This window comes from Blautia sp. HCP3S3_B11 (genome assembly GCF_052064435.1).
In the GTDB taxonomy this organism is placed as follows: Bacteria; Bacillota; Clostridia; order Lachnospirales; family Lachnospiraceae; genus Blautia_A.
Genome location: NZ_JBQHVP010000010.1, coordinates 71,094 through 83,777, shown reverse-complemented (window position 1 = coordinate 83,777; position 12,684 = coordinate 71,094). Strand labels below are relative to the sequence as shown.

10 protein-coding genes, 1 pseudogene and 2 riboswitches are annotated in these 12,684 nt (G+C 41.7%); all 11 genes and pseudogenes read right to left on the bottom strand.

The window, feature by feature from the left end:
* Nucleotides 1-35: 35 nt before the first annotated feature.
* Entirely contained in the window at nucleotides 36-344 is a 309-nt protein-coding gene (locus ACTNC0_RS09605; protein ID WP_441087195.1) for a hypothetical protein, read from the bottom strand.
* 206 nt (nucleotides 345-550) lie between these two features.
* Complete coding sequence (locus ACTNC0_RS09600) at nucleotides 551-973, bottom strand: flavodoxin (protein WP_441087243.1); 423 nt, start codon at nucleotides 971-973, stop codon at nucleotides 551-553.
* Nucleotides 966-1,100 (bottom strand): hypothetical protein, encoded by a 135-nt coding sequence (locus tag ACTNC0_RS09595; protein ID WP_441087244.1) that lies wholly within the window; start codon nucleotides 1,098-1,100, stop codon nucleotides 966-968. Before ACTNC0_RS09595 ends, ACTNC0_RS09600 begins: the two co-directional genes overlap by 8 nt.
* Nucleotides 1,101-1,490: 390 nt before the next feature.
* Nucleotides 1,491-4,823 (bottom strand): AAA family ATPase, encoded by a 3,333-nt coding sequence (locus ACTNC0_RS09590; RefSeq protein ID WP_441087194.1) that lies wholly within the window; start codon nucleotides 4,821-4,823, stop codon nucleotides 1,491-1,493.
* Between the two features lie 2 nt (nucleotides 4,824-4,825).
* On the bottom strand, nucleotides 4,826-5,956 hold the full coding sequence (locus tag ACTNC0_RS09585; protein WP_441087193.1) for an exonuclease SbcCD subunit D: 1,131 nt from the start codon (nucleotides 5,954-5,956) through the stop codon (nucleotides 4,826-4,828).
* A gap of 400 nt (nucleotides 5,957-6,356) precedes the next feature.
* The gene (locus ACTNC0_RS09580; protein WP_441087192.1) at nucleotides 6,357-7,097 is read right to left on the bottom strand and encodes a DeoR/GlpR family DNA-binding transcription regulator; all 741 of its coding nucleotides are present in this window, start codon (nucleotides 7,095-7,097) and stop codon (nucleotides 6,357-6,359) included.
* A gap of 166 nt (nucleotides 7,098-7,263) precedes the next feature.
* Nucleotides 7,264-7,521 (bottom strand): HPr family phosphocarrier protein, encoded by a 258-nt coding sequence (locus ACTNC0_RS09575; RefSeq protein WP_117675333.1) that lies wholly within the window; start codon nucleotides 7,519-7,521, stop codon nucleotides 7,264-7,266.
* A 105-nt stretch (nucleotides 7,522-7,626) separates the two neighbouring features.
* Nucleotides 7,627-8,733 (bottom strand): PTS fructose transporter subunit IIBC, encoded by a 1,107-nt coding sequence (locus tag ACTNC0_RS09570; RefSeq protein ID WP_441087242.1) that lies wholly within the window; start codon nucleotides 8,731-8,733, stop codon nucleotides 7,627-7,629.
* A gap of 177 nt (nucleotides 8,734-8,910) precedes the next feature.
* Nucleotides 8,911-9,200: pseudogene (locus tag ACTNC0_RS09565) on the bottom strand (PTS sugar transporter subunit IIA); the annotation flags it as partial.
* 109 nt (nucleotides 9,201-9,309) lie between these two features.
* On the bottom strand, nucleotides 9,310-10,221 hold the full coding sequence (gene pfkB / locus ACTNC0_RS09560; RefSeq protein ID WP_441087191.1) for a 1-phosphofructokinase: 912 nt from the start codon (nucleotides 10,219-10,221) through the stop codon (nucleotides 9,310-9,312).
* A gap of 382 nt (nucleotides 10,222-10,603) precedes the next feature.
* A complete protein-coding gene (locus ACTNC0_RS09555) occupies nucleotides 10,604-12,019 on the bottom strand; it encodes an alanine/glycine:cation symporter family protein (protein WP_441087190.1) in 1,416 nt (471 codons plus the stop codon).
* Between the two features lie 200 nt (nucleotides 12,020-12,219).
* Nucleotides 12,220-12,364, bottom strand: a riboswitch (glycine riboswitch).
* Between the two features lie 9 nt (nucleotides 12,365-12,373).
* Nucleotides 12,374-12,460, bottom strand: a riboswitch (glycine riboswitch).
* Between the last annotated feature and the right edge of the window lie 224 nt (nucleotides 12,461-12,684).

The window sequence follows — 12,684 nt, the reverse complement described above, 5'->3', positions numbered from 1 at the left end:
CCATTTCCAAGCATTTATATTCTGATTTAATTGAGTTATGTAAGGTTTCTCACCCAGTTATATTTTTTGTAATGTCTATATACAGCAGGAAGTTTTATTATCTCGTCCATGCTGATAATAAAATAAGCCACCATGATCGGAAGTTTCAGCACAAATGCTGCTATCATCCCTATCGGGATCAGAATCACCCACATCGTTACTGCATCACATTTCAGTCCAAATTTCGTGTCTCCGCCTGCGCAGAATACACCGGCAATCACTGCCAAAAGTATAAGCCCTGAAACTGCGCCTGTAAATACCGCAAGCTTAAAAAGTCTGTCTCCGTATTCCCTGGCCCGTTGCATTAAAGCGTTTTTTTGCTTCCGGGATCATTTTCAGTTATGTTCACACCTGTTCATAGATTTCCGTCAGATAGCTGACCGCCTTTTTGTGCTACGAGCAAATTGTACCATACATATCTTTTTTGTAAACATAAGTTCTTTTTTACAAAAAAAGATTGCGCGTCTAACTCATCACTGAAGTAACGAGAATGCGACGCGCAGTTATTCAATTATACTAATGCAACACCCAATGCTTTGCATGCTTCTGTAGCTTCATCATCCGGCTCTTCCTGGCAGATCACACTTTCACATACAAGGTTTGCACCCGCTTCCTTGCAGGAGTCTTCCCAGTTGCGCATCCATTCGCCATCTCCCCATCCATAAGAACCAAACAGAGCGATATTTTTGCCTTTGAGTGCATCTTTACATCCATCAAACATCGGCTCGAACTCTGTATCTTCCAGAACTTCATCTCCCATTGCCGGGCATCCAAAAGCGATTGCATCATATTCAGCTACTTTAGATCCGTCAAAATCCTCACAAGTATGAAGAACAGCCTCGCCGCCTTTTCCCTTAACTCCGTCTGCAACTGCATTTGCCATTGCCTCTGTGTTTCCTGTGCTGCTCCAATAAACAACTGCTACTTTACTTATGATTAAAATCCTCCTTAAAATCTGCTTTGAATTCTTCCTCAGATTCATATTTATATGTAAAAAGATTTCCGGTTTTAATAGATGCCAATGTAGATGAACAATGTTCGATCACAGATTTCTCCAGCATGTCAGATATCCTCTCTTATAATAAATCTATTCAGTTAGAATATGCTAACCATGTGTTAAAAAATAAAGCTTTACAAACAGTTCTCTCTAATTTAATCTCTGCAAAGCTTATTTGCTGCCATTCAACAGCGGTCTTGGTTATCTATATCTAACTTCATGTTTTAATATATACTAAAAGACTTCTGCTGTCAAGTTAATTTTATATAACTTTTCCATTTTATTGTCAATCGGATATTCGCAATCCGCTTTCGCTACGTGGCTCTACACCTAATAACTGCTCCGCAGTTTGGTTAAAAAACATTACGTTACTTCAGAAATCATTGATCATTCATAATATTTTATAAATATGCTCTCACCAAAAGAAGCGTGGCAAAAAAGCCACACTTCCTTCTTAATTTTCTATTGTAACAGCACTGCCAATTCCATCTTCTGTTCTTTTTTTATTCACTATGATTTTTTTGTCAATACGCTCTTTCAGTTCTGCTACGTGAGAAACAATTCCCACTAATCTGCTTCCCTGGCTTAAGTCTTTCAATGCACGGATTGCCTGATTCAGTGAATCTTCATCCAGAGATCCGAAACCTTCATCCACAAACATGGTGTCCAGCTGAATTCCACCTGAATTTGACTGAATCTCATCAGAAAGCCCAAGTGCCAGAGATAAGGAAGCCTGAAAAGATTCTCCACCTGAAAGAGATTTGACGCTTCGGTTGCTTCCGTTATAATGATCGATAACATCCAGTTCCAGTCCGGTTTTGCCTACTCTGCTTTTATTTTCTTTTCGCCGGATCAATTCATACTGACCACCACTCATTGTCATCAGCCGGATATTTGCTCTCGCAAGAATACGGTCAAAATACTTCATCTGAATGTAAGTTTCCAGCATGATCCTTGCTTTTCCTGTTATCGTGCCATTGGCGGTATCTGACAGAGATTTCATCCATTTCCAACGGATTTCCGTTTTCAGAAGTTCTGTTTGTTGCCTGCGCACTTTTTCATACATATCGCCATTAATTTCCAGACGGGCATGAACTTCATCACGTTCTGATGAGAGTGTTTTCTTTTGCTCCTGAAAACTTTCCTTCTGGATTTCTAAATCTTCTGATGAAATATTTACAGATTCTTTTAACTGTTCTGTCAAAGATGTGATTACTGAATTCAGCTCTGTCATTCTCTTCTCTAAGGCATCTTTTTTCTCTGTTATTGTCTTATAATGCAGCTCCAGTTCCTGACGTTTCTGTGTCTGGCTCTGGATCTGAGATAGGATTTCCTCTTTCGTGCGCTCTCCAAGCTCTTTTTCCATTGTCTCTTTCTGTTTCAGGAGCTGATCATATCGTGATTTCTCTGCCGCTATCTGCTGCTGATTTTGATTTATCTTATCTGTAAGAGCAGTAAGATCCGTCTGTATTTTAGTGATCTGCGTCTCCAGAAGTTTTCTGTATTCCAGAAGTCCCGCCAGTTTTTCCTGCTTCTGATTCAGGAAATTCTGTTGCTCTTTCAGCCATTTTTCTGCATTCTTTCCCCTATTCACAAGTAACAGCATATTATCACAATTTTGCTGATGATTTTCTTCCACCTTATCAATCTGTTGTTGCCGCAATACTAAGTTCTCGTCGCTTTTCTGTCTGTCCTTTTTATACATTGACTCAAGCAGCTGAGCATCCAGCTGGCTCTGAAGCTGCTCACTGATACTCTCCTGCTGGCTTTTTCTCTTTTCAAGACTGATATGAAGTTTCTGATATTCTTTCTCGTGCTCCTCTGATTGCAGAGTCATTTCTTCCTTTTGCTTCAAAATAGCCTGCTGAGCTTTTTTCTGTTCTTGGATTTCTTCTATCTGTATCTGAACAACGCTTTCCTGTATCTCGAGAAGCTGCTGTGTCACTAAAACATTCTCTTTTTCCGCATTCAGGTACTGCGCTGCAAAATTTTTGTAATTTTCCTGTAATTCTTCCTGTGAATGTTGTATCAGTCCGGCAGCTTCTCCTGCCTGTACACTTGCCGCAGAAGCTTCTTTCTCTGCCATTTCCGCAATTTTTTTCTGCTGTTTCAACTGTTTTTCTGTCGGTACTTTTTCCGGAATCTGTGTAAGCTTTGGATGATGAACAGAGCCACATACAGGACACGGACTTCCCTCTCGCAGTTTGGCTGCAAGAACACCCGCCTGTGCATCCAGAAAAGCCTGTTCCATTTTATTTAAAAGATCTTTTGTTTCTGCCAGCTTCGCAGATGCGACCAGATATGCTGCTCTTTTGCTTTCTGCCTCTTTTGCAAAATTCTGACAACGTATCTGCTGCTCTTTCATCTTTCTAATCTGCTGCATTTGCTGAATCAGATTATTCTCTTTAACTTCCAGATTCTCACCAGAAATAAGTTTTTGTTCCAGCTCACCCAGATTCTTTTTTAATTTCTCAGAAAGTGTTTCTTCTTCCTCGGACTGCTTCTCCAATTCCAGAATTTTTGTATGCAGAAAATCCAGATTTCCACAATTTTTGTGGATTTCTGTATAGAGATTATCAATCTTTTCCTTCTGATAATCCGTTTCCGCTTTCTCTTTCTCAGTCTTATCTGTTGTCTGATATTCTTTTTGTTTCTCTTCCAGAATGCTGCCTGCCCCTTTTTGTTTCTCATCCAGAGACACTCTGTCTTTTTTCAGATTCTCTATCTGCGCACCGGCATCTTCCAGTTCTTTTATCAGATTTTCCAGCCTTGTATAGCGATCCAGATTTTCTTTTTCTTTCTGTATGGAAAGCAACAACTGCTGAACCTGTTCTGGTTCTGTCGCAGCATTTTCTGCCTCTTCTTTTGCTTTTGCAAGCTGCGGAATCAACATTTCCATCTCTTTTTGCAGCTGTTCCTTTTTTACTTTTGCATCCGCTTCTTTATGAACCTTTCCTAAAAGCTGATTCACATCTTCCAGTTTTATATCATTCTCTTTAATCTGCTTATTTAAATCTTTCAGAACTTTTTTATCTGCTTTAAGCAGTTCTCCCAGAAGCTCCAGTCCTTCTTCCAGATTTCCTTCAAATCCTTTCTTCTCAAGCAACTCCCACTGCTGTCCCAGTGTATCCTGTGTCGGATACCTGACCTGTTCCGTATATTGCCGGATACTGCGCAACAGCTCTTTATACGCCTTATCCAGACTGCCCGCCTCAAATTTCAGCTTCTCCTGAATAACCTTGTAAATATCTGTATGAAAAAGTTTCCTGAAAATATTGCTCCGCTCTTCTGTATCCGCCAGAAGTAGCTTTCTGAAATCTCCCTGCGCAATCATGGCAATCTGCGTAAACTGCTTCATATCCAACCCAAGCAACTCTGTAATCGCCTGATTTACCTCTTTCAGCTTCGTCACCGGCGACTTCCCATCAGAAAAAGTCAGCAGTGCTTCCCCCTTCTGCATCGTCATCCCAGTACCTCTGGCCTTCGGGCGCTCATAATCCGGACTCCTTTTTACCGTATACACCTTATCTTTATATTCAAAAACATATTCCGCATAAGTAGGTGTCTCCGGCTTTGCATACTTACTTCGAAGCATCGATGCCTCACGAATTCCACCGCTGGTTTCCCCGTACAGGGCAAACGTAATTCCATCAAAAATCGTAGTCTTTCCAGCCCCTGTATCTCCTGTCACCAGAAATAGTCCCTGACCTCCAAACTGCGTAAAATCAATCTCCGTTTCACCCGCATACGGTCCAAATGCAGATAACGTCAGTTTCAATGGTTTCATACTCACACCTCCTTCAGCCCCAGGATCAAATTTTCCATAAACTCCGTCTGTTCTTCCTTCATAACCTCATTATTCAAAAGCTCATAAAACTCCCCAAACAACTCCAGCTCCGACTTCTGCTCCTGTGCCTCAACAGCCTGAACTTCCCTGTTCTCCCTGGTACGCTTATTATCGTACTCCAGCCGCATCAGATTCGGATAAATCGTACGTAATTTCTGCAATGCACCCGGCACATCCTCTTCATCCGTCAACGTAATCTGCAGATAATCCATCTTATTCTCCGCAGTATAACTCTCCTTCGCTGTCACTTCCATATAAGTTCCACGAACTTTTCGCATATCCCTCAAAGGAACCAATGGAACCGTACTAATCTGCACATTCCCCTTTTCTAATAGCTCCACGATTGTCACCGACTTCTTATGTTCCACTTCCGAAAAAGAATACTTCAACGGTGTCCCACTATAACGCAACGTCTCTCTTCCCATCTTCTGCGGCCTGTGAATATGTCCCAGCGCCACATAATCAAACTCCTCAAACACCTCAGCACTCACATTATCAAGACCACCCACCGACGCTTCTTCCGAATCACACCTGTCAGCCCCAGTCACAAACTGATGCGCAACCAGAACATTTCTCTGCGAAGCATCCACTTCACATTCCTGCAAGGCAGCCATAACACCATCCTCATAACTTTCGATATCATCTCTCTGCAAGGCATGACGCACCGTCACCGGCTTCAAAAACGGCAGAAGATAAACATTTACTAACCCATACTCATCCTCCAACCCAACCTTCTTCACCTTCCCGTCATAAACCTGTGAAATATAAATATCATTACTCTCAAACAACTTCGCACCAAAAGAAAGCCTCTCCGCCGAATCATGATTTCCACTGATCATATACACCGGAATCTTCAACTTCGCCAGCCTCGTAATAAACTCATCAAACAATTGCACCGCCTCCGCCGACGGCACCACCTTATCATAAACATCCCCCGCAATCAGAATCCCATCAACACGCTGTTCTTCAAAAATTCCCAGCATCTGATCCAATATATACCTCTGATCCTCCAACATAGAAAAATCATGCACTCTTTTCCCAATATGCAGATCCGCAATATGTGCAAACTTCATCCATACACCCTCTCTCTTTCAAGATATCTCCTTACTACCCGTTATTCTACCAAATCCCCGTCAAATTTCCACAGTTCATCTCATTATGCTACTGTTCCTTCCGTTCTCAGAACACCCTTTGCAGGATAGTAACGTATAAACAATAATCGCATCATTCCACTTTCAGTCAATCGGATATTCGCAATCCGCTTCCGCTACGTGGCTCTACACCGAATAACTGCTTCGCAGTTTATCAGAAGGGGCTTGTCCCCCTCCTGATACAAGCAAGTCCCCACTCACTGCTTATTGCTCTTCGCAACCCCCGCAGGGGACTTACTTGATTCGGTTAATATATCTATAAATTGATTTTTGAATCAATAATCAAGATATTAACTTATTGGTACCACTCTCATTACTTAATTTATACCTTCAGAATATTTCTGCTTTCCCTATATTCCTCCGGAATCTCTTCCGTCAAAATACATCCATCTGCAAATTCCCCAAATGTCACAGAACTAACCTGTCCAAACTTAGTCGTATCTGCCAGAACATACACATCTTTGCACTGTTTCATCGCTGTGCTCTTCACGATTGCCTCATTGGCATCCGGTGTTGTGAAGCCCTCTCTTTTCGCGATTCCATTCGTTCCAAAGAAGCCTTTAGTGAAATGATACATCTGGATCATCTGCATCGCCTGGCTTCCGACAACCGCCTCTGTAGAACTCTTCAGTTCTCCCCCGATCAGGTAGACGCGAATCCCCATCTTCGCTAACGTCTGCGCATGGGATACTGCATTTGTGACAAAGGATGCCTGTGTACCTTCCAGATATTCTAACATCAGCCCTGTGGTAGTTCCTGCATCCAGATAAACAAAGTCATCCAGTAAAATAAGACTGGCTGCATATTTTGCTATCTTTTTCTTTTCTTCTTTATTTAATTCTGATTTCTGCGCTACTGTGGGTTCGTAGGCAGTTACCTTGTGATTTAATGTCACTGCTCCGCCAAAAACTTTTGTAAGCTTTCCTGCCTTATCCAGTGCTGTGATATCTCTGCGCACTGTGGACTCTGATGTGTCCAGAAGTTCTCTCAGTTCCGTAACCGTAATACTCTTTTTTTCTTCCAGAAGCCTCAGGATAATTTCATGTCTCTGTTCTGTCAGCATACTGTGCCTCCATTTATCTATTTTAATTCAAATATTATAAATCCATCGCCAAAGGTGATTTTCAATGGGCTTTACCTAATGATTATGTTCTCTCTCATTATAACAGAAACAGGAGATGATTGCATCATCTCCTGTCCTTCTCATTTCTTATATTTAATTCCGTTAATTACAGATTTTCCTGCATGAATTTGCTTACTGCTTCGTATGCAGCTTCTTCATCAGCACCTTCGATTGTGAATGTTACTTCATGACCTTTCTTAACGCCAAGTCCCATCAGTGCAAGAAGCTTTCTGCAGTCTACTTTCTTTCCTTCTTTTTCGATAGATACTGTAGATTCAAAGCCTTTTACCAGTTTTACAAGTTCTCCTGCCGGACGTGCGTGGATTCCCTCGTTGTCTGTGATTACGTACTTAAATTCTTTCATTTTAATATCCTCCATATTTTTGTTTTTTTACCTGTTTGATTCATATACCAATGAATGGTAAACAAACCTGTCAGTTTTTGTTTCATTTAACTATCTTTTAACTGTTTATGCAATCTTCTTTTTTACCAGGCCAAGCAGGACTGCTGAGATTACAGTTCCCACAACTAATGCCGCCAGATACATTACTGCGTTTCCAACTACAGGGAATACGAAGATTCCACCATGTGGTGCCATCAGTGTACAGTTAAATGCCATGGAAATAGCGCCTGCCACAGCGGATCCGATAATGCAGGATGGAAGTACACGAAGCGGGTCAGATGCTTCGAACGGAATCGCACCTTCTGTGATAAATGCAAGGCCCATGATAAAGTTTGTCGGACCTGCGTCTCTCTCTTCTTTTGTGAACTTATCCTTAAACAACAGTGTTGCCAGTGTGATTGCACAAGGAGGTGTCATGCCACCGATCATAACTGCTGCCATGATATCATAGTTACCTGCCGCGATAGCAGCTGTTCCAAATACATATGCCGCTTTGTTGAACGGACCACCCATATCGATTGCCATCATTACGCCAAGCACCGTACCGAACACTATTTTACTGGAACTTCCCATTCCTGTCAAGGCATTGTTCAGTCCTGTGTTGATACCACCCATGATCGGTTCTACGATAAATGTCATTAAGAGTCCCATAACAAGGATTCCGACTACAGGGTAGATCAGAACAGGCGCGATTTTCTCTAATGCTTCAGGAAGTTTGTCACATAATTTACGGAGTCCAAGGATCAGGTATCCTGCTGCAAAACCTGCAAGCAGTGCCCCAAGAAAACCGGATTTGCCGTTAGCTGCCATCATACCGCCAACCAGACCAAGCGCAAGTGCTGGTCTGTCACCAATTGCCATAGCGATAAATCCTGCAAGAATCGGGAGCATAAATCCAAATGCTGTTCCACCAATATTCTTAAACAATGCAGCTACCGGTGTGATCGTACCAAAGTTTGCTCTCTGGTCTGCCGGAAGTGCACTTAAATCTACACTCAATCCATCGATCAGGAATGCGATCGGAACTTTGGCATCTGCTGCAACGATAATACAATCTGCTTCTGCGATTTCCTGATCTGTCAGTACATTTTTAGCACCACCGGAACCGCGGGTTTCAATCTTGACAAAACAGTTCTTTGCTTTTGCAGCTTTTTCAATTCCTTCCGTTGCCATGTAGGTATGCGCGATACCGGTCGGGCAGGAAGTGACAGCCAGAAGTTTTGCCTGTGTTCCTTCTGCTGAACCTGTATCAGCGAGTCTCTCATCAATATTTTTCTTTTCACTGTCTGCCTTGTCAATGATTTCCATAAATTCATCTACAGAAGATGCGTTGCGAAGAGATTCTGTGAATTCTTCATCTATCAGCATAACAGAGAGTTTGCTGAGCACATCCAGGTGGATGTTATCTTCTGTATTTGGTGCTGCAATCAGGAATAATAAGGTTACCGGCTCATCATCCAGTGCCTCAAATTCCACGCCATTTTTATTACCATTGCAGCAAGCCCCGGTTTCTTTACCGCATCACATTTTCCATGCGGAATGGCTATTCCCTCACCGATACCGGTGGTGCTTTCTTCCTCTCTTAAATATACCTGCTTACGATAGGCTTCGCGGTCGCTGATCTTCTCACTCTTTACCATAAGATCAACTGCCATATCCAGAGCTTCTGCTTTACTTGCAGGAGCTGATGTCAAAGAACACTTCTTCTGTCAAGCAGATCTGTAATCCTCATCTTTTTCTCCTCCTTTATTATTTTCCGGTTACCTGACGATAAACGGCTTTTATTTCTTCTTCTGTTGCAAGATTCTCTGAAAATGCACTTGCACTTCCTGCTGCGATTCCCATATGGAATGCGTGTTTATAATCCTTCTTCTCCATCCATCCTGCAACGAAACCTGCTACCATGGAATCTCCGGCACCAACACCATTTACAAGCGTTCCTTTTGGTGCAGGCTCTTTATACACCTGTCCATCTTCCGCTACCAGGACCGCGCCTTCTCCTGCCATGGAAATCAGCACATTTCTTGCACCTTTTTCCTGAAGTTTCTTTCCATATGGGATCACATCTTCTCTCGTCTTTAATTTCACTCCAAAAATCTCGCCAAGTTCATGGTTGTTCGGTTTTACCAGAAATGGATGATATTTCAGGACATTAACCAGAAGATCTTTTGTCGCATCTACCACGATCATGACGCCCTTTTTGTCCAATCTTGCCATAATCTGCTCGTACATGTCATCCGGCATGGAGGAGGGAATGCTGCCTGCCAGGAAAAGTACATCGCCTTCACCAAGCTCATCCAGCTTCTTCATCAGTTCTTCTACTTTATCTTTACTGATCACCGGTCCTGCGCCATTAATCTCTGTGCCGTCAATGGATTTCAGTTTGACATTAATTCTGGAAACGCCTTCACTGATCTGAATGAAATCAGATTTCACCCCCATCTCCTGTAATCTGCGGATAATCTCCTCTCCGACAAATCCTGCTGTAAAACCAAGTGCTGTATTCTCAATTCCCAGATTCATCAATACTGTGGAAACGTTGATTCCCTTTCCACCAGGAAGCATCAGTTCCGAACTTGTTCTGTTTGTCAGCCCCAGCTTGAAGTCATCTACTGAAACAATGTAATCCAGAGATGGATTAAATGTCACTGTGTAAATCATCTCTTCTTTCCCTCCCGTTTATCTTTCTCCATATCAGCGATTTTTATAGATTATATTATTATTCCACTATCATCAGTCATCTGCGTCTTTGTGTTGCCTTTTGATGACTTCCTTTGTTTATGGTCCTAGTATACAGTCATATTCGTTCAAAGTCAATCAAACTAATTCATAAAATTTATGACTGATTTTGGTTTAATTTGCACAAAATCGTTTATCATTGCTCGCATTCATTCAAATTCGTCCAAGTCAATTGGATATTCTCAATTCTTTCCGAGAGAAGAATCCTGCCTGTATAATTCTCCATTGCAATGTAACAAAAAAATCCTCTGACTGAGATCAAGTCCACAATCAGAGGATTTACAATTTTCCATTATTTTATTATTTACATTTTATGCTTCTCAGCGGTAAAAAACGCTTTTGTTTCTTTCACAACCACACCGCTTAACACAAACAATGCGATCATATTCGGAATCGCCATCAATCCGTTAAAGATATCTGCGATAGTCCATACTGCGCTTACCGTCATGTACGGTCCGATAAATACTGCCAGAATGTACAGCCAGCGATATGTAAGAATTGTTTTTTTATGTCCTTTTGTCAGATATTCCAGACAACGTTCACTGTAATAATCCCATCCAAGAATTGTAGTGAATGCAAAGAATACCAGACAGATCATCAATACAAATGCAGAAACCTGTCCCGGAATCGGAAGTCCATGCTGGAATGCATAAGTTGTTACCTGAACACCTTCCAGACCTTCTACCTGCCACGCACCTGTCAGTACAATGGAAAGTCCTGTCATGGTACAGATCACGATCGTATCAATAAATGTGCCTGTCATGCTTACAAGCCCCTGACGTACAGGCTCTTTTGTCTGAGCTGCCGCTGCCGCGATTGGTGCACTACCAAGACCTGCTTCATTTGAGAAAATACCACGTGCAACACCCTTCTGCATAGCAACGATCATCGTTCCTACCAGACCACCTGTTACAGCTGATGGATTAAATGCTCCTTTCACAACAGTTACGATAGCAGCAGGAATTTCAGTGATATTTAAAACAATCAGTGCAACACTGAAAATCAGATAAATCACTGCCATGAACGGTACAATAATCTGGCTGACTGTTGCAATTCTTTTTAATCCACCAATCAGGATCGCTGCAACACATGCAGCAAGAATCAGGGATGAAATTACAACTGCCCATGAATATTCTCCAAGGAACGGGATATTCACACAGTTAGTTTTATTCGGATCAAAGAAATTCTGAACGGCACTGGAAATACCATTTACCTGGCTGAATGTACCGATCCCGAAAAGGCCTACACAAACTCCGAAAAATGCAAAAATCTTAGCAAGCCATTTCCATTTCTCGCCCATACCTTTCTCAATATAATAGAAAGGACCACCAAGGCTGTGACCATCTTCTGCTACCACACGATATTTAACCGCCAGAAGACCTTCTGAGAATTTCGTTGCCATTCCAAAGAATGCCGCAACGATCATCCAGAATAATGCTCCCGGACCACCTGCACAGACAGCAGTTGCAACACCGACGATATTACCGGTACCGATAGTTGCGCTTAATGCTGTACATAAAGCTGCGAAACTGGAAATTTCACCATCGCCTTCGTCTTCATTCTTAAACATCCATTTGAGAGCAAGAGGAAGTCTTCGTATCTGAAGAAGTCCAAGTCTGGCTGTCAGTAAAATACCGCCTGCCATGATAAGGACCATAAGGGGTACACCCCAGACGAGATCATCTACCGTAGATAAAAATGAATTGATCGCTTCCCACATAATAATAAATCTCCTTTTCGTAAAAAGTGTAATATATTGTACAGCTGGGAAACAAAGTAATAACAGACCGTTTCAGAAATTAGAAAGTTCAGAAAATACTATCCATATGTAAACTGCCTCTAAAGTTAGTTATCTAACATTATCCAATGTTTTCTAAATATCAGCATCTTTATAGTTTCATATGAATCAGCGGGGATGATAAAGCATCCTCTGTCCTTTTGCCTGAGAGATTCAAGACACGATATAACTGATTTTTAGCTGATTCTGTGTGACAGTCAGCCATTCATATCCGTGTTATTTGCACCTTCGGCCCCCGACTTAACGGGTGTCTCCAGAGAAACGATCCATTTGCAGTTCCTCCCTGCGTCCAGGGAACCTGAGAGTTTTACTCCTTCGGCGGGTATAGCCATTGTGCGGCTTCCTCTTTCCTGCAAACTTCACCTCGTTAATTTGCTGTTACTGTGATATACTATATCCCTTAATTTTGAACTCGTCAATAGAAAATTAAACTTTTATAAAAAAATAATAAAATTTCTGGCTATTTAAAGTGATATTCCGTAAATTTCATAGAAACACATGCAAAAATCCCAGAATTTCAGCTTGCATAAAATCTAAAATTCCGGGATTTTATAATACTTTCATAAAAATTTGTCTTAAAAATAACT

What these genes read in the sequence shown, in the direction of transcription:
- ACTNC0_RS09605 (WP_441087195.1), bottom strand. Translation starts at nt 344, where the DNA reads ATGCAACGGGCCAGGGAATACGGAGACAGACTTTTTAAGCTTGCGGTA.
- ACTNC0_RS09595 (WP_441087244.1), bottom strand. Translation starts at nt 1,100, where the DNA reads ATGCTGGAGAAATCTGTGATCGAACATTGTTCATCTACATTGGCATCT.
- ACTNC0_RS09590 (WP_441087194.1), bottom strand. Translation starts at nt 4,823, where the DNA reads ATGAAACCATTGAAACTGACGTTATCTGCATTTGGACCGTATGCGGGT.
- ACTNC0_RS09585 (WP_441087193.1), bottom strand. Translation starts at nt 5,956, where the DNA reads ATGAAGTTTGCACATATTGCGGATCTGCATATTGGGAAAAGAGTGCAT.
- ACTNC0_RS09580 (WP_441087192.1), bottom strand. Translation starts at nt 7,097, where the DNA reads ATGCTGACAGAACAGAGACATGAAATTATCCTGAGGCTTCTGGAAGAA.
- ACTNC0_RS09575 (WP_117675333.1), bottom strand. Translation starts at nt 7,521, where the DNA reads ATGAAAGAATTTAAGTACGTAATCACAGACAACGAGGGAATCCACGCA.
- ACTNC0_RS09570 (WP_441087242.1), bottom strand. Translation starts at nt 8,733, where the DNA reads ATGGCAACGGAAGGAATTGAAAAAGCTGCAAAAGCAAAGAACTGTTTT.
- pfkB (WP_441087191.1), bottom strand. Translation starts at nt 10,221, where the DNA reads ATGATTTACACAGTGACATTTAATCCATCTCTGGATTACATTGTTTCA.
- ACTNC0_RS09555 (WP_441087190.1), bottom strand. Translation starts at nt 12,019, where the DNA reads ATGTGGGAAGCGATCAATTCATTTTTATCTACGGTAGATGATCTCGTC.